The sequence below is a fragment of the Pseudomonas sp. BN606 genome, assembly GCF_029873115.1.
Lineage (GTDB): Bacteria > Pseudomonadota > Gammaproteobacteria > Pseudomonadales > Pseudomonadaceae > Metapseudomonas.
On record NZ_SSOF01000080.1, the window covers coordinates 220,926 to 237,340 of the forward strand.

At 64.3% G+C, this 16,415-nt stretch carries 13 protein-coding genes; 10 read left to right on the forward strand and 3 right to left on the reverse strand.

Annotated features, from left to right (window positions below; genetic code table 11):
• Positions 1 to 12 precede the first annotated feature (12 nt).
• Entirely contained in the window at positions 13 to 921 is a 909-nt protein-coding gene (locus tag E8E75_RS23710; RefSeq protein ID WP_153919139.1) for a D-hexose-6-phosphate mutarotase, read from the reverse strand.
• A 361-nt stretch (positions 922 to 1,282) separates the two neighbouring features.
• Here E8E75_RS23710 and E8E75_RS23715 point away from each other — a divergent pair, with 361 nt between their 5' ends.
• From E8E75_RS23715 to E8E75_RS23730, 4 genes are read left to right on the forward strand one after another with little or no spacing between them, the layout of a single operon-like run.
• Complete coding sequence (locus tag E8E75_RS23715; RefSeq protein ID WP_153919137.1) at positions 1,283 to 2,437, forward strand: efflux RND transporter periplasmic adaptor subunit; 1,155 nt, start codon at positions 1,283 to 1,285, stop codon at positions 2,435 to 2,437.
• Positions 2,438 to 2,442: 5 nt separating this feature from the next.
• Positions 2,443 to 3,120 (forward strand): ABC transporter ATP-binding protein, encoded by a 678-nt coding sequence (locus tag E8E75_RS23720; protein ID WP_153919135.1) that lies wholly within the window; start codon positions 2,443 to 2,445, stop codon positions 3,118 to 3,120.
• Positions 3,120 to 4,331, forward strand: a complete 1,212-nt coding sequence (locus tag E8E75_RS23725) for an ABC transporter permease (RefSeq protein WP_153919133.1) — start codon at positions 3,120 to 3,122, stop codon at positions 4,329 to 4,331. Before E8E75_RS23720 ends, E8E75_RS23725 begins: the two co-directional genes overlap by 1 nt.
• Positions 4,331 to 5,527 (forward strand): ABC transporter permease, encoded by a 1,197-nt coding sequence (locus E8E75_RS23730; protein ID WP_120653903.1) that lies wholly within the window; start codon positions 4,331 to 4,333, stop codon positions 5,525 to 5,527. The genes E8E75_RS23725 and E8E75_RS23730 overlap by 1 nt, the downstream gene beginning before the upstream one ends.
• A 182-nt stretch (positions 5,528 to 5,709) precedes the next feature.
• On the opposite strand, the gene E8E75_RS23735 is transcribed toward E8E75_RS23730, so the two are convergent.
• Positions 5,710 to 6,117 (reverse strand): acyl-CoA thioesterase, encoded by a 408-nt coding sequence (locus E8E75_RS23735; protein WP_120653904.1) that lies wholly within the window; start codon positions 6,115 to 6,117, stop codon positions 5,710 to 5,712.
• Between the two features lie 273 nt (positions 6,118 to 6,390).
• Between E8E75_RS23735 and E8E75_RS23740 the strand changes: the two genes are divergently transcribed.
• Positions 6,391 to 7,680: an MFS transporter gene (locus E8E75_RS23740; RefSeq protein WP_153919131.1), complete on the forward strand. Its 1,290-nt coding sequence runs from the start codon at positions 6,391 to 6,393 to the stop codon at positions 7,678 to 7,680.
• Between the two features lie 210 nt (positions 7,681 to 7,890).
• Here E8E75_RS23740 and E8E75_RS23745 read toward each other — a convergent pair whose 3' ends face one another.
• Positions 7,891 to 9,198 (reverse strand): sorbosone dehydrogenase family protein, encoded by a 1,308-nt coding sequence (locus E8E75_RS23745; RefSeq protein WP_153919129.1) that lies wholly within the window; start codon positions 9,196 to 9,198, stop codon positions 7,891 to 7,893.
• Between the two features lie 158 nt (positions 9,199 to 9,356).
• On the opposite strand from E8E75_RS23745, the gene E8E75_RS23750 reads away from it, so the two are divergent.
• The 5 genes from E8E75_RS23750 to phoU all read left to right on the forward strand — a co-directional run bounded on the left by E8E75_RS23750 (position 9,357) and on the right by phoU (position 16,407).
• The gene (locus tag E8E75_RS23750; protein WP_120653907.1) at positions 9,357 to 10,328 is read left to right on the forward strand and encodes a phosphate ABC transporter substrate-binding protein PstS family protein; all 972 of its coding nucleotides are present in this window, start codon (positions 9,357 to 9,359) and stop codon (positions 10,326 to 10,328) included.
• A 516-nt stretch (positions 10,329 to 10,844) separates the two neighbouring features.
• Complete coding sequence (locus tag E8E75_RS23755; RefSeq protein ID WP_174235608.1) at positions 10,845 to 12,830, forward strand: ABC transporter permease subunit; 1,986 nt, start codon at positions 10,845 to 10,847, stop codon at positions 12,828 to 12,830.
• Between the two features lie 119 nt (positions 12,831 to 12,949).
• Positions 12,950 to 14,620, forward strand: a complete 1,671-nt coding sequence (gene pstA / locus E8E75_RS23760) for a phosphate ABC transporter permease PstA (RefSeq protein WP_120653909.1) — start codon at positions 12,950 to 12,952, stop codon at positions 14,618 to 14,620.
• Between the two features lie 69 nt (positions 14,621 to 14,689).
• Positions 14,690 to 15,523: a phosphate ABC transporter ATP-binding protein PstB gene (pstB, locus tag E8E75_RS23765; RefSeq protein WP_120653910.1), complete on the forward strand. Its 834-nt coding sequence runs from the start codon at positions 14,690 to 14,692 to the stop codon at positions 15,521 to 15,523.
• A 131-nt stretch (positions 15,524 to 15,654) separates the two neighbouring features.
• Entirely contained in the window at positions 15,655 to 16,407 is a 753-nt protein-coding gene (phoU, locus tag E8E75_RS23770; protein WP_120653911.1) for a phosphate signaling complex protein PhoU, read from the forward strand.
• Positions 16,408 to 16,415: the final 8 nt, after the last annotated feature.

Genomic DNA, 16,415 nt, shown 5'->3' on the forward strand with positions numbered 1-16,415 from the left:
CAAGGTGGCGGATCAGAGCGGCTTGCTGCTGACGTTGAGCACCATCTGGTGTGTTTCGCCGGGCCTGATGACCAGTAGATCATCCATCACCCGCGCGGTCTCGATGCAGAGCATTCCTTGCCAGGCGTCTTCGGCGAACTGCGACAGGCGCTTGGACTTGTCGATCCATGGGTTCCACACCACTGCCGAGGTGGAGCCTTCCACGTCGAGCTGGATACGACGATTCCAGGCACGGTCGATGATGCTCATGCTACTGGGCGTATCCAGGTAGATGCGGTCGGTTTCGCCGGAGAAGGCGATATTTCCCTGCTGCTTGCGGCGCTGCCATTCTTCCAGGGTCTCGATGTAGGGGCAGCCATCCAGGCCTTCCACTTGCACCTCGCGGATGTCGCTGACGGCAAAGTAGCTGTGCAGCGCCTGGCTGATGGCCAGTGGGGTGTCGCCGCTGTTACGGGTGGAGAGCGTCATCTGCAGGCCTTGGTCCAGCAGGATCGACAGCTTCAACTCGGCGGGGTGGGGCCAACTGGGCAGGGGTTCGCCAGCGGTATCCACGGTGAATTCCAGGCGCACTGCCGGGCCTTCGCTGTCGATGCCGAGCAACGTCCAGTCGCGCTCGCGCACCAGGCCGTGGGCCGGGCTGATGGGGCCACCCTCGTGCATGCGCTGGATGTCGGCCGGGTTGCGTCGCAGGTCGCCGAACCAGGGCCAGCACACCGGTACGCCGCCGCGCACCGCCTTGCCCTTCTGATAGCCCGCCTGGCCGCTCAGCCAGATCACCGGTTCCTCGCCATGTGGCTGGTAGCTGAGGATCTGTGCGCCTTGCTGGGTCATAAGCATTTCCGCGTGACGGGTATGTACTCGCCAGCAGACCAGTTCATCCACCTCCAGCTGTTCCACGGTGGGCAGGGTTTCGTCGTACATCGCAATCTCCACTTGCTGTGCTGTCGGGCCGCCGAGGCGCCATTTGCTATTTCCAATCAGCTTGGCAGAGGCGGCAAGGGCTTTCTCGGGATTCGACCAGAAGCAGCGCGTCCAGGTTGCGAATGACCTTATTTTGACGCGTTCTCATTCTCTATCTGCAAGTGTCTATCCATTTGTCGGCATTTTGACATTGGTGGTCAGAGGCCCCGGACTGCAATGGCTTGGGCATTCTGCTGCTAAGGCCTTCATTTATGAGCGGTCCTGTCCCCAGGGCCGGGGAATGTCGGCACGCTGGTGCTGAAAAGGGCTGTCGGCGGCGCACCTAGACTCTGCTTACCCGCTCGCAAGTGGAGCCGATACCATGCGCAAGCTACTGATAATTATTCCCATTTTTGCCTCTCTGGCGATGCTGCTGGGGTTTTGGGCGCGGCCCGAACCTGTGCCGGTGCAGCTGGTGGAGGTGGCCAAGGGAGACGTGGAAACCCTGGTGGCCAATACCCGGGCGGGGACAGTGAAGGCGTGTCGGCGTGCGCACCTGTCATTCAAGACCGGCGGCCAGGTCAGCGAATTGCTGATCCACGCCGGGCAACGTGTGCAGGCCGGCGATGTGCTGATGCGGCTGCGCCAGGATGACCTTTTGGCAAGGGTGGAAGAGGCCCGTGCGCGGCTCGATGCCCAGCGCAACCTGCGCGAGCAGAGCTGCCGACAGGCCAGCCAGGACCAGCGCGACCAGAACCGGCTCGAACGTCTGGCCGAGCGCAAGCTGGCCTCTGAAGACCTGCTGGACCAGAGCGTCACCCGCGCCCGGCTGTCCCAGCTCCTGTGCAGTGGTGGCGAGGCGAAAATCCGCGAAGCCGCCGCCAGCCTCGACCTGCAAATGGCGCAGCTCGACCAGGCCACCCTGCGCGCGCCCTTCTCCGGCATCGTGGCGGAGATCAACGGCGAACTGGGTGAGGTGGTGACGCCCTCGCCGCCGGGTATCCCGACACCGCCGGCGGTTGACCTGATAGATGACCAGTGCCTTTACGTCGAAGCGCCCATAGACGAAGTGGACGCAGCCCTGGTGCGCCCAGGCATGCCAGTGCGCATCACCCTCGATGCCTTCCGCGGGCAGAGCTTCGAAGGACGTGTGAGCCGAATCGCGCCCTTCGTCCGTGAGCTGGAAAAGCAGGCGCGAACGGTGGATGTGGAAGTCACATTCGAGCGAGTGCCGGCAGACCTGCTTCTGCTCAGCGGCTACAGCGCCGATGTGGAAATCCTCCTGGCACAGCGCGAGCAAACCCTGCGAGTGCCAACGGAAAGCCTGCTGGAGGGCGGCAAGGTGCTGCGTTACGACCCGAACAATGGGCACCTGCGCGAACAGAAGGTGGAAATTGGCCTGGCCAACTGGCGCTGGAGCGAAGTGAAGGGCGGCCTGGCTCCGGGTGACCGCATCCTGCCCAGCCTGCAGCAGGAGGGTCTTGCCGACGGTAGCGTGGTCAGCCCAAGCGGCGAAGTCGGGGGGGCGGCGCGGTGATCCTCATGCACCAGGTCAGTCGCTGCTTCCAGCTCGGAGAGCAGCGCGTACGCGGCCTTGATCAACTGAGCCTGGAAGTGGCCGACGGCGAGTACCTGGCGATCACCGGTGCCTCCGGCTCGGGCAAATCGACCCTGTTGAATATCCTCGGCTTGCTGGATGCCCCCGACAGCGGTGAGTTCTGGCTGGATGAAGAGGCCACCGCCTGCCTGCGTGAGGATCGCCGCGCGGCGTTGCGCAGCCGGCTGATTGGCTTCGTCTTCCAGTCTTTCCACCTCATCCCGCGCCTGACCGCGCTGGAGAACATCGAGTTGCCCATGCTGCTGGCCGGTATCGAGCCTTGCGAGCGTCGTCGCCGCAGCCTGCAATTGGCCGAGCGTCTGGGGCTCGCCGAACGCTTGCGCCATCATCCCGCCGAATTGTCCGGCGGCCAGCGCCAGCGGGTGGCCATCGCTCGCGCCATGGTGATGCGGCCGCGCCTGTTGCTGGCGGACGAACCCACCGGGAATCTCGACAGCCAATCCGGCGCCGAGGTGGTGGCCCTGCTTGAAGAGCTGAATGCCGACGGCCTGACGCTGATCCTGGTGACCCACGACGCGCAGCACGCTGCACGCGCCCATCGCCAGATCCAGATGCGTGACGGCTGCATCCTCAGTGACCGGCACCAGGGAGCGTTTGCCTGATGGAGCCGCTGGACGCCTGCCGATTCTGGCTGGGCGCCATGCGCGGGCACGGCTCGCGCAGTGTCATGTTGCTGCTGGCGATGGCCGTGGGCGTTTTCTTCGTGACCCTGCTGGGTGGGTTGGGGGAGGGCGCGCGGACCTACGTGCTGGGTGAATTCTCGCTGCTCGGGCGGGACATCCTCATCGTTCTTCCGGGGCGCAATGAAACCACGGGCGGCATGCCGCCCATCACCGGCATGGCACCCCGGCCGCTGACCCAGGCGGACGCGGTTTCCCTCCAGCGGCTTCCGTCGGTGCGCCAGGTGGCGCCGCTGCATGCCGGGCAAGTGGAAGTCAGCCGCGACAACCGCAATCGCGAGGCGCTCACCCTTGGAACTACCCGCGCGTTCTTCGCCATTCGCCAATTGCGCCTTGCACAGGGCGTGGCACTGCCGGACCTGGAGCCGGGGCAGGCTGATGAGGTCTGTGTGATTGGCAGTCGCCTGCGGACCGAGCTGTTCGGCAATGCCCCGGCACTGGGGCAGTGGCTGCGGGCGGGCGACCGACGTTTCCGGGTGATCGGCGTGCTGGACGAGCGCGGCGAATCCCTTGGGATGGACTTTTCCGAGGCACTGATCGTGCCTGTGACCAGCGCAGAGGCGCTGTTCGACCGTGAAGGGTTGTTCCGTGTCTTCGTCGAGGCTCGTGGCCCCAGCTACCTCGACAGCGCCAGGCGCCAGGTGCTGGCGACCCTGAAGGAACGTCACCAGGGTGAGGAAGACGTCACCCTGCTCAGCCAGGACTCCATGCTTGCCGCCTTCGATAGCATCCTCGGCGGCCTGACATTGGCGCTGGCCGGCATCGCCGCCATCAGCTTGCTCGTCGCCGGCATCCTGATCATGAACGTCACCTGGATCGCCGTCCTGCAACGAACCGCCGAGATTGGCCTGCTCAAGGCTGTGGGCGCCAGCTCCGATCAGGTGCGTCTGTTGTTCCTCGGCGAAGCTGCCCTGCTGGCGCTGCTGGGCGCCACGATGGGTCTGGCACTTGGCGAGCTATTGCTCTGGATCGGACGCCTGGCTAGTGGCTTGCCACTGTATGCGCCCTGGTGGGCGCGGCTGGGCGCGCCGTCGCTGGCGCTGGCGGCTGCCGTGCTGTTCGCCTGGCTGCCGGCCAGCCACGCCGCTGCGCAGGTGCCGGTGCAGGCCTTGCGCCCGCAAGGCAGCCACTGATGCGCTGGCGCGACAGCCTCGACCTGTGCAGCTCGTCCCTGTTCAGCCAACCGCTGCGCAGCCTGCTGACCCTGCTCGGCGTGGCCATCGGCATCGCCGCCGTGGCGCTGCTCACGGCCATGGGAGAGGGTTTGCGCAATCGCGTGCTGGACAGTTTCGCGCAGTTCGGCACGCGGGTTGTCACGGTCCGCCCCGGCACATTGCCCACTGGCGGTATCGGCGGGATTCTCGCCAGCGCCCGTCCCCTGACCATCGCCGATGCGGATGCCCTGGGACGGCTGCCCCATGCCGAAGCCGTGGTGCCGATCATCCAGGGTAACGGCGACATCCAGGCGGGCGGCCGGCAGCGACGTGTGGATATCCTCGGTACGGGTTCGCAGTTGGCGGACGCCTGGCGGGTACAGATGGCCGCAGGGAGTTTCCTGCCACCCTCGCGGGATGGCCGTACGCCGCCGTATCTCGTGCTGGGGGCGAAGTTGTCGACGGAGTTGTTCGGGAGCGCCAGCCCGGTGGGCCAGCGGGTGCGGGTGGGCGGTATGAGTTTCCGGGTCATCGGTGTCATGGCGAGCAAGGGCAACCTGCTGGGCTTCGATCTCGATGACATCGCCTACATCCCGGTGGACTGGGCGGAGTTCCTGTTCAATCGCGAGGGGCTGGTGAAGGTTCACGTGTTGTTCGAGGACAGCGCTCCCGCTGAAGCCTTTGCCGAGGATGTGCGCCGATTGCTGGTGGAGCGACACGGCCGCGAGGATTTCCGCATGACTTCACAGGGCGATCTGCTGGGTAGCCTGAATCGCATCCTCGCCACCCTGACCCTGGGCATCGCGGCCCTTGGCGGCGTATCCCTTCTGGTGGGTGCGGTGGGCATCCTCACCATCATGACCACCACGGTCGAGGAACGAACGGCTGAAATCGGCCTGCTGCGGGCCATTGGCGCGGCGCCGCGCCAGGTGCTGGCGCTGTTCCTCACCGAGGCGACGCTGCTTTCGCTGCTGGGTGGACTGTTGGGGCTGGTGATGGTCTTTCTGCTGGTGGGCATGCTGCACTGGACGGTGCCGGGTCTGCCGCTGAGTCTGGACCTGTCGCTGGTGCTGCTGGCGCTGTTGTTGTCGGCGCTCGTCGGCATTGGTGCTGGAATCGCGCCCGCCCGACGCGCGGCGCGGCTGCATCCGGTGGATGCCTTGCGGCTGGAATGAAGGCTGGTTTGCAGGGTGGGCCACGCATCATCGGTCCACCATTGGTGTCGGGTCGACTCCGCTGGCTTGCTTTGGGGGCGATTTCAATCGCGAATGAATTCGCTCCCACAGGGTCGTCATGAGCAAACCATGGGGCCGCCCATGAAAAAGGGCCGCTGTTGCGGCCCTTCCTGTGTTTGCAGTCAGCCCCGGCGCGGCGGGACTGGACGGGTGCGGCCGCTACCATCGATGGCGACGAAGACGAACACCGCTTCGGTGACCTTGCGCCATTCGCTGGAAAGCGGGTCGTCGCTCCAGACTTCCACCAGCATCTGGATCGAGCTGCGGCCGATCTCCAGCGTCTGGGTATAGAAGGAGAGCTGGGCGCCCACGGCTACCGGGACCAGGAAGGCCATGCGGTCGATGGCCACGGTGGCCACGCGGCCTGCGGCCACCTTGCTGGCCATGGCAGTACCCGCCAGGTCCATCTGGGAAACCAGCCAGCCGCCGTAGATGTCGCCGAAACCGTTGGTTTCACGCGGGAGCGCGGTGATCTGCAGGGCGAGGTCGCCTTGCGGGGTAAGGTTCTCTTCTTCTTCGATATCGATCATGCCGGAATAGCCTGTTTCGTGTGTGTGGCGCCAATGCCTGGAAGGGACGTTACCCCCTACCTTCCCTGTGCGCCGCCGACCCACTGCATGCCGACCTGCGCTGAACTGCGCGCAGTATATAGCCACGGAATGGCGCCAGACGACCGCTGTCGCGGGTTAGAGGCGGTTTTGTGGCTGAGACTGTGTACATTTGACGCTTTTTGATATGTTGCCAGGCGATTTTCCGCCCAAGTAGCGGAGAGCGCCCGCACCCCCAGACGAGAATTCCACCCCATGTCTTCCGTGCTTGCCCCCGAGGCGCCCGCCTCGCGCCCGCTGACCCGCAGCGATTACAAGACCCTGTCGCTCTCCGCCCTCGGCGGCGCCCTCGAGTTCTACGATTTCATCATTTTCGTGTTCTTCGCTGCGGTGGTGGGCAAGCTGTTCTTCCCCGCTGAAATGCCGGAATGGCTGCGCCAGATGCAGACTTTCGGCATTTTCGCCGCCGGCTACCTGGCGCGCCCACTGGGCGGCATCGTCATGGCGCACTTCGGCGACCTTCTGGGCCGCAAGCGCATGTTCACCCTGAGCATCTTCCTGATGGCGATCCCGACCCTGGTGATGGGTCTGTTGCCCACCTATGAGCAGATCGGCATCTGGGCGCCCCTGGCGCTGCTGCTGATGCGCGTGGTGCAGGGGGCGGCCATCGGTGGCGAGGTGCCGGGCGCCTGGGTGTTCGTCGCTGAGCACGTGCCCGTGCGCCATGTGGGTTACGCCTGCGGCACCCTGACTTCGGGCCTGACCGCTGGCATCCTGCTGGGTTCGCTGATGGCTACCCTGATCAACAGCATCTACACCCCGGCCGAGGTACTGGACTGGGCGTGGCGCCTGCCTTTCCTGGTGGGTGGGGTATTCGGCCTGTTCGCCATGTACCTGCGCCGCTGGCTGCATGAAACCCCGGTCTTCGCAGAGATGCAGCAACGCAAGGCGCTGGCGGCGGAAGTACCGCTGAAGACCGTGCTGCGCGAGCACCGTGGGGCCGTGGTGCTGTCCATGCTGCTGACCTGGGTGCTGTCCGCTGCCATCGTGGTCGTGATCCTGATGACTCCGACCCTGCTGCAGACCGTTTACGGCTTCGAGGCAGCCACTGCGTTGAAGGCCAACAGCCTGGCCATCGTGTTGCTGTCCATCGGCTGTGTGCTGTCGGGTGCGATCGCCGACCGCATCGGCGCCGGGCGTACTTTCCTGGTGGGTGGCCTGATGCTGGCCATCAGCTCCTGGACCTTCTACACCAGCCTCACGGCTCATCCGGACTGGCTGTTCCCGCTCTACGCCATTACCGGGCTGTTCGTAGGCACCATCGGCGTCGTGCCCTACGTAATGGTCAAGGCTTTCCCGGCGGTGGTGCGCTTCTCCGGGCTGTCTTTCTCCTACAACCTGGCCTACGCCATCTTCGGCGGCCTGACGCCCATGGTGGTGTCGCTGCTGCTGAAGTGGGACAAGCTCGGCCCGGCCTATTACGTGGGAGCCCTGTGTGGCGTGGCGATGCTGATCGGGGTGTTCCTGATCGCGAAGAAGCGCTGAGAGCCTGTTCACGATTAGCGGCGCGTCGGTCCTGTTGCGTTAAAAGCAGGCTCGGACTGCTCATTTACAGCTGTAAACTGCGCGTCCTCGCCTGCTTTTGCCTTGCATGGCGCCAGCTCCCAAGCTCGTGAAAAGGCTCTGAGTGCCAGATCAGCTCCATGGAGTGGGTAGAGCCCGCGAACCCCATCGAAATACAATGCCGGGAGTGGCTCATTTCTTCTTCGCCGCACTCACCCGCCAGACCTTGTTGCCCACGTCGTCTGTCACCAGCAGGGCGCCCTTGCTGTCGAGCTTGACGTCCACCGGGCGACCCTGGGCATTGCCTTTGTCGTCGAGGAAGCCGGTCAGTACGTCCACTGGCAGGCCATTGGGCTTGCCACCCTTGAACGGCACGAAGATCACCTTGTAGCCACTGTGGGGCTTGCGGTTCCAGGAGCCGTGCTGGCCGACGAACAGGCCGTTCTGGAAGCCCGGCAGCTTGCTGCCCTTGGCGAAGGTGATGCCGAGTGAGGCGGTGTGCGGGCCCAGGGCGTAGTCGGGAACCAGGGCCTTGGCCACCAGATCCGGGCGTTGCGGCTGGATGCGCTCGTCCACATGCTGGCCATAGTAGCTGTAGGGCCAGCCGTAGAAGCCGCCGTCCTTGACCGAGGTGATGTAGTCCGGCACCAGGTCGCTGCCCAGCTCATCGCGCTCGTTCACGGCCGTCCACAACTTGCCGGTTTGTGGTTCCCAGGCCATGCCGTTGGGGTTGCGCAGGCCAGTGGCGAAGAGGCGTTTGTTGCCGCTGGCACGGTCCAGTTCCCAGATGGCGGCGCGGCCTTCTTCGGCCTCCATGCCGTTCTCGCCGACGTTGCTGTTGGAGCCCACCGTTATGTAGAGCTTGCGGCCGTCACGGCTGGCGATGACGTTCTTGGTCCAGTGGTGGTTCAGGCCGGCGGGAAGGTCAGTGACCTTGGTACCCGTCTCGCTGATCTCGGTGGCGCCCTTTTCATAGGGGAAGCGCATCAGGGAATCGGCGTTGGCGACATAGAGGTCCTTGCCCACCAGCACCATGCCGAAGGGCGAGTTGAGGCCGCTGAGGAAGGTGCTGCGCAGGTCGGCCACACCGTCGCCGTTGATGTCGCGCAGCAGGGATATGCGGTTGGCGCTGGGTACCTGGGAGCCCGCTTTCTTCATGAACCAGCTTGCTGCCCGGCTCTTGAGGCTTGGCGCCTTGTCCGTGCCGGGTGCCGCGCTCTCGGCCACCAGTACGTCACCATTGGGCAATACGTAGAGCCAGCGCGGATGCTGCAAGCCTTCAGCGAAGGCATTGACCTGGGTGCCCTTGGTGGCCATGGGCAGGGTCCCGGCGGGCCAGCCCACGGCGGTCGCAACATTGACGGTGGGGATGAACGTCCTGTTCGGCGCAGGCAGCTGCGGGTTGGGACCGGTGCCGTCCTCGACCGTCAATGCGGCCATTTCACTGCAGGCGGTGCAGAGGGCCAGAACGGCGATAGGCAGCAGGGGATGGGGCTTCATGTGGGGGTCTCCGGACGATTCACGGGGCGTGATTTTCCGTTGGACAGCGGATGGTGGCCTTTCATCCAATTGTCACAATCAATTCATAGAGTGGTCATACGGCCTCTCGATACTGGCCCCCGTTGCATTCACCCCCTCGTCCTGCTTAGGAGCAAGGCATGAAACTGAAGCGTTTGATGGCGGCCCTGACCTTCGTCGCCGCCGGCGTCGCTACCGCCAGCGCGGTCGCCGCTGTCGATCCGGCTATCCCGGCCTACCAGAAAACCACTGGTGTCTCCGGCAACCTCTCCAGCGTTGGTTCCGACACCCTGGCCAACCTGATGACCCTGTGGGCCGAGGCGTACAAGCGCGAGTACCCGAACGTGAACATCCAGATCCAGGCCGCCGGTTCCTCCACCGCGCCGCCGGCTCTGACCGAAGGCACCGCCAACCTGGGCCCGATGAGCCGCAAGATGAAAGACGTCGAGCTGCAGGCTTTCGAGCAGAAGTACGGCTACAAGCCGACCGCTGTTCCGGTTGCCGTCGACGCCCTGGCGATCTTCGTGCACAAGGACAACCCGATCAAAGGCCTGACCATGCAGCAGGTCGATGCGATCTTCTCCGCCAACCGCCTGTGCGGTGGCACCACCAACATCAAGACCTGGGGTGACCTGGGCGTGACCGGCGACCTGGCTTCCAAGCCGATCCAGCTGTTCGGCCGTAACTCGGTATCCGGCACCTACGGCTACTTCAAGGAAGAAGCCCTGTGCAAAGGCGACTTCAAACCGAACGTGAACGAACAACCGGGTTCCGCTTCGGTGGTTCAGTCCATCAGCCAATCCGTCAACGGCATCGGTTACTCGGGTATCGGCTACAAGACTTCCAGCGTGAAGACTGTTGCCCTGGCCAAGAAAGAAGGTGGCGAGTTCGTTGAAGACAACGAGCAGAACGCCCTGAACGGCAGCTACCCGCTGTCCCGCTTCCTGTACGTCTACGTGAACAAGGCGCCGAACAAGCCGCTGGCTCCGCTGGAAGCCGAGTTCGTGAAGATGGTTCTGTCCAAGCAAGGTCAGGAAGTCGTGGTCAAGGACGGTTACATCCCTGTCCCGGCCAAGGTTGCCGAGAAAGCACTGAAAGATCTGGGTCTGTAATCCAGACCGGATAAGGGAGCGGCCGCCTCATGCGTGCCGCTCCGCAAGGACGCAAGGGCGACGGAAGACCCCGTCGCAGAAGCCCGCCCGAGGATTCCTCCGGGTGGGCTTCGCCACGTCAACTCGCTGTAATCTTTCTGTCACACGAAGCCCGTAGTCTGTGCCCCCATCGTAAAAGCCTGCGCGCGCTGACTGTGGCAAGAGCCCGAATCCATGACTGACCTGGCCAACTCCCTGAATACTCCGAAGAACCCGCCCGCCCGCATCGACTTCAATACGCCTGCGCTGGTGCGCAAGCGCAAGATGCGTGCGCTGAAGGATCGCCTGACCCACTGGTACGTGCTGGTCGGTGGCCTTGCCGTACTGGGCGCCATTACCCTGATCTTCTTCTACCTGGCCTATGTGGTGCTGCCGCTGTTCAAGGGCGCGGAACTGACCGCGCGCAAGGAACAGAGCCCCGCCTGGTTGCAGCAGGATGCTGGCAAGCCCCTGTTGCTGGCCCTGGAAGAGCAGAACATGGTCGGCATGCGCGTTGCCGACAAGGGCGAGGTGCAGTTCTTCTCGGTCAAGGACGGCAGCGCGCTCAAGCGCCAGCAATTGCCGCTGCCGACGGGAGCCAGCGTGGTATCCATCGGCCAGGACCAGCCCGGTAGCCCGCTGGTGGTGCTGGGTCTGTCCAACGGCCAGGCCCTGATCTTCAAGCACAGCTACAAGATCACCTACCCGGACAACCAGAAGACCATCGAGCCCCTTGTCAGCTTCCCCTACGGCGAAGCACCCATGGTGCTGGATGCCCAGGGCCGCGCGATCGAACACGTCGCCCTCAGCATCAATGACGAGACGCTGATCCTGGCCGGCTCCACCGGCAACCAGTTGCACGTGCAGCAGGTAGTCAGCGAAGAGAACATGCTGACCGGTGAGACCACCCAGGAGCAGAGCAGTGTCGAGCTGCCGCAGATGGTCGAACCGATCAAGGCGATCTACATCGATCCGCGCCACCAGTGGCTCTATGTGCTCAACGGGCGTGCCCAGGCCGACGTCTTCAGCCTGCGCGAGCATGCCCTGAACGGCCGCTACAAGCTGCTGGAAGACGGCGAGCGCGAGGTCACCGCCAGCAACATGCTGTTGGGCGGCATCTCTTTGATGGTGGGTGATTCCAAGGGCGGCATCGCCCAGTGGTTCATGGCCCGCGATCCGGACGGTTCCTCGCGCCTGAAGCACATCCGTGACTTCCAGCTGGGGACCAGCCCGGTGGTGCAGATCACCGCTGAAGAGCGCCGCAAGGGCTTCGTCGCGCTGGATGCCACCGGCCACCTCGGTGTGTTCCACAGCACCGCCCACCGCACCCTGCTGGTGGAACCGGTTGCCGATAGCACCGGCATGCTGGCCCTGTCGCCACGCGCCAACCGCATCGTGGTCGAAGAAGGTGGCAAGCTGCTGCCGTTCCGCCTCAGCAACCCGCACCCGGAAGTCTCCTGGAGCGCGCTGTGGGGCAAGGTCTGGTACGAGAGCTATGACGAGCCGAAGTACGTCTGGCAGTCGACCGCGGCCAACACCGATTTCGAACCCAAGCTGAGCCTCGCACCGCTGACCTGGGGCACCCTCAAGGCGGCCTTCTACGCCATGCTGCTGGCCGCTCCGCTGGCCATCGCCGCTGCGATCTACACCGCCTACTTCATGGCCCCGGCAATGCGCCGCAAGGTCAAGCCGGTGATCGAGCTGATGGAAGCGCTGCCCACCGTGATCCTGGGCTTCTTCGCCGGCCTGTTCCTGGCACCCTACGTGGAAGGCCACCTGCCCGGCATCTTCAGCCTGCTGCTGCTGACACCCTTTGGCATCCTGCTGGCCGGCTTCATCTGGAGCCGCCTGCCGGAGTCCATCCGCCTGCGAGTGCCGGACGGCTGGGAAGCGGCCATCCTGATCCCGGTGGTCGGCCTCACCGCCTGGTTTGCCCTGGGCATGAGCCCGCTGCTGGAAAACTGGTTCTTCGGTGGCGACATGCGCCTGTGGATCAGCAATGACCTGGGCATTACCTACGACCAGCGCAACGCCCTGATCGTCGGCCTGGCCATGGGCTTCGCGGTGATCCCGAACATCTTCTCCATCGCCGAAGACGCCGTGTTCAGCGTACCCAGGAGCCTGACCTACGGCTCCCTGGCCCTGGGCGCTACGCCGTGGCAGACCATGACCCGCGTTGTACTGCTGACCGCCAGCCCCGGCATCTTCTCCGCCCTGATGATCGGCCTCGGCCGCGCCGTGGGCGAGACCATGATCGTGCTGATGGCCACCGGTAATACCCCGGTAATGGAAGTGAACATCTTCGAAGGCATGCGCACCCTGGCCGCCAACGTGGCTGTGGAAATGCCGGAGTCGGAAGTGGGCGGCAGCCACTACCGGGTGCTGTTCCTCTCGGCGCTGGTGCTGCTGACGTTCACCTTCGTCATGAACACCCTGGCTGAGCTGATCCGCCAGCGACTGCGCAAGAAGTACGCGTCTCTTTAAAAGCGCGCCTCGTAGAGGCGCATCTGCTGACCCTCTCCCTTCAGGGAGAGGGGGTAAATGACACGAAGCCTCCGGCCCCTGGCGGGAGGAACTGAAAGACTCACGCGGTGGAGAAATCCGTGAAAAAGGTTTCCCTGAAAGACTGGTTCAAAAGTGGCGCACCGGGCGTCTGGATAAGTGGTGGCGCGGTTTCCATCGCGGTCATCATGACCATCGGCCTGCTTTCGGTGATCGCCGTGCGTGGCCTCGCCCACTTCTGGCCGGCCGATCTGGTGGAGGCGCAGTACTCCGTGCCCGGCCAGGCAGCCAAGCCGGTGATCGGCGAAGCGGTACAGATCGAGGAAGTATCCCGTGTGCGCCTGCAAGGCGCCGGCCTGCCCGTGCCGGAAACCGGCCCGGAGTTCATGACCCGCGAGCTGCTCAAGGTGGGCAACCGTGACGTCTATGGCAGCGACTTCACCTGGGTCGTAGGTGACTGGCTGCTGGACCAGAAGTATCCGGCCGAGCTGGTGGCGCTGGAGCGCCGCGAGTGGGGCAATTTCTACGGCCGCCTCGTATCGGTGAAGGAAAACGGCCAGGTAGTGGCCGAAGGCGAGGCCGCCATGGCCGAGCTGTTGAAGCGCCTGGAGCGCGTGAATGCCCTCTACGACAAGCTCTACCAGCTGGAGAAGAAGGACATCGGCGCCATCAACCATGGCCTGGAGCGCCTGCGCCTGCAGACCCGCAAGCTGGAACTGAATGACGCCCTGACCCCTGAGGCCCAGGCCGACATCGCCAGCGAGCGCGCCGAGCTGGAGACGCGTTACAAGGGCCTGGAAGAGCAGCTGATGGGCCTGCACCAGGAATTCAACCGCGACAGCGTCGTGGTCCGTGAGTCCGGCGGCCAGGAACAGGAAATCAGCCTCGGCAAGGTGGTTCACGCCTACCAGCCCAACGCCATGGGCGTGGGTGCCAAGCTCGGCTTCTACTTCGCCAAGCTGTGGGAATTCCTTGCCGACGACCCGCGTGAAGCCAACACCGAAGGCGGTATCTTCCCGGCCATCTTCGGCACCGTGATGATGACCCTGATCATGGCCGTGATCGTTACGCCCTTTGGTGTGATCGCCGCCATCTACCTGCGCGAGTACGCCAAGCAGGGCCCGCTGACCCGCGTGATCCGCATTGCGGTGAACAACCTGGCGGGCGTTCCGGCCATCGTCTACGGCGTGTTCGGCCTGGGCTTCTTCGTCTATGTGCTGGGTGGCTCCCTCGACCGCCTGTTCTTCCCTGAATCCGCTCCGGCGCCGACCTTCGGTACGCCGGGGCTGCTCTGGGCGTCCCTGACGCTGGCGATCCTTGCCGTGCCGGTGGTGATCGTCGCCACCGAAGAAGGCCTGGCGCGTATCCCGCGTGCCGTGCGTGAGGGGTCCCTGGCCCTTGGGGCGACCAAGGCCGAAACCCTGTGGAAGGTGGTCCTGCCCATGGCCAGCCCGGCCATGATGACCGGCCTGATCCTCGCCGTGGCCCGTGCCGCCGGTGAAGTGGCGCCGCTGATGCTGGTGGGCGTGGTGAAACTGGCGCCCAGCCTGCCGGTGGACGGTAACTACCCGTACCTGCACCTGGACCAGAAGATCATGCACCTGGGCTTCCACATCTATGACGTCGGCTTCCAGAGCCCGAACGTCGAGGCCGCGCGGCCGCTGGTGTATGCCACCGCGCTGCTGCTGGTGCTGGTGATCGCCCTGCTGAACTTCTCGGCCGTCGCCATCCGTAACCACCTGCGCGAGAAATACAAGGCGCTGGACAGCTGATCGTCCGCCGCGAACCGCATTGCCTGAGGCTTACAGCTTGTAGCTCGAAGCTACGAACGGAGTGAACACATGCAACACGAAACCCACAGCCACGGCGTCAACATTTCCGCCCTTGGCCGCGACAAGCAGAACCTGCGCCTGGACAAGGAAACCGTTGCCCTCGAAGTGCCCGGCCTCTCCCTGTTCTATGGCGAGAAGCAGGCGCTGCACGACGTCAGCATGAATATCCCGAAACAGCGCGTGACCGCCTTCATCGGACCAAGCGGCTGCGGCAAGTCGACCCTGCTGCGTTGCTTCAACCGCATGAACGACCTGGTGGATGGCTGCCGCGTCGAGGGTGAGATCCGTCTCGACGGCACCAACATCTACCGCAAGGGCGAGGATGTTGCCGAACTGCGCCGCCGCGTGGGCATGGTGTTCCAGAAGCCGAACCCCTTCCCCAAGAGCATCTACGAGAACGTGGTTTACGGCCTGCGCATCCAGGGCATCAACAAGAAGCGCGTGCTGGACGAAGCCGTGGAGTGGGCGCTGAAGGGCGCGGCCCTGTGGGACGAGGTGAAGGACCGCCTGCACGAATCCGCGCTCGGTCTGTCCGGTGGCCAGCAGCAGCGTCTGGTGATCGCCCGCACCATCGCCGTGGAGCCCGAGGTACTGTTGCTCGACGAACCCTGCTCGGCGCTGGACCCGATCTCCACCCTGAAGGTGGAAGAGCTGATCTACGAGCTCAAGAACAAGTACACCATTGTCATCGTGACCCACAACATGCAGCAGGCGGCGCGGGTTTCCGACTACACCGCGTTCATGTACATGGGCAAGCTGATCGAGTTCGGCGATACCGACACCCTGTTCACCAACCCGGACAAGAAGCAGACCGAAGACTACATCACCGGCCGTTACGGTTAACCCCGGATCGTCCCCTCTCCCGCTGGGAGAGGGTTAGGGTGAGGGCGGCCTCGAGCCATGTCGGACTTCCCTCACCCCCGGCCCCTCTCCCAGGGGAGAGGGGGGACAGACGCCTTCCCTAGGACATCAAAATGATCGACAAAGACAGCCTTACCCATCACATCTCCCAGCAGTTCAACGCCGAACTGGAGGAAGTGCGCAGCCACCTCCTGGCGATGGGCGGCCTGGTCGAGAAGCAAGTCAACGACGCGGTTACCGCACTGATCGACGCCGATTCCGGCCTTGCCCAGCAAGTCCGCGAGATCGATGACCAGATCAACCAGATGGAACGCAACATCGACGAAGAGTGCGTGCGCATCCTCGCCCGTCGCCAGCCGGCGGCCTCCGACCTGCGCCTGATCATCAGCATCTCCAAGTCGGTGATCGACCTCGAGCGTATCGGCGACGAAGCCTCGAAGATCGCCCGTCGCGCTATTCAGCTCTGTGAAGAAGGTGTGGCTCCGCGCGGCTACGTCGAGGTGCGCCACATCGGCGACCAGGTGCGCAAGATGGTCCAGGAAGCCCTGGACGCCTTTGCTCGCTTCGACGCCGACCTGGCCCTGTCGGTGGCCCAGTACGACAAGAACATCGACCGCGAATACAAGACCGCCCTGCGTGAGCTGGTCACCTACATGATGGAAGACCCGCGCGCCATCAGCCGCGTGCTCAACGTCATCTGGGTCCTGCGTTCCCTGGAGCGTATCGGCGACCACGCACGCAACATTTCCGAATTGGTGATCTACCTGGTGCGCGGCACCGACGTTCGTCACCTGGGCCTGGCGCGCATGGCCGAGGAAGTGAAGGGCAATGGCGCTGGTGTTGGCGAGGGTTCTCCCAAGAGCTGATCCTGCCG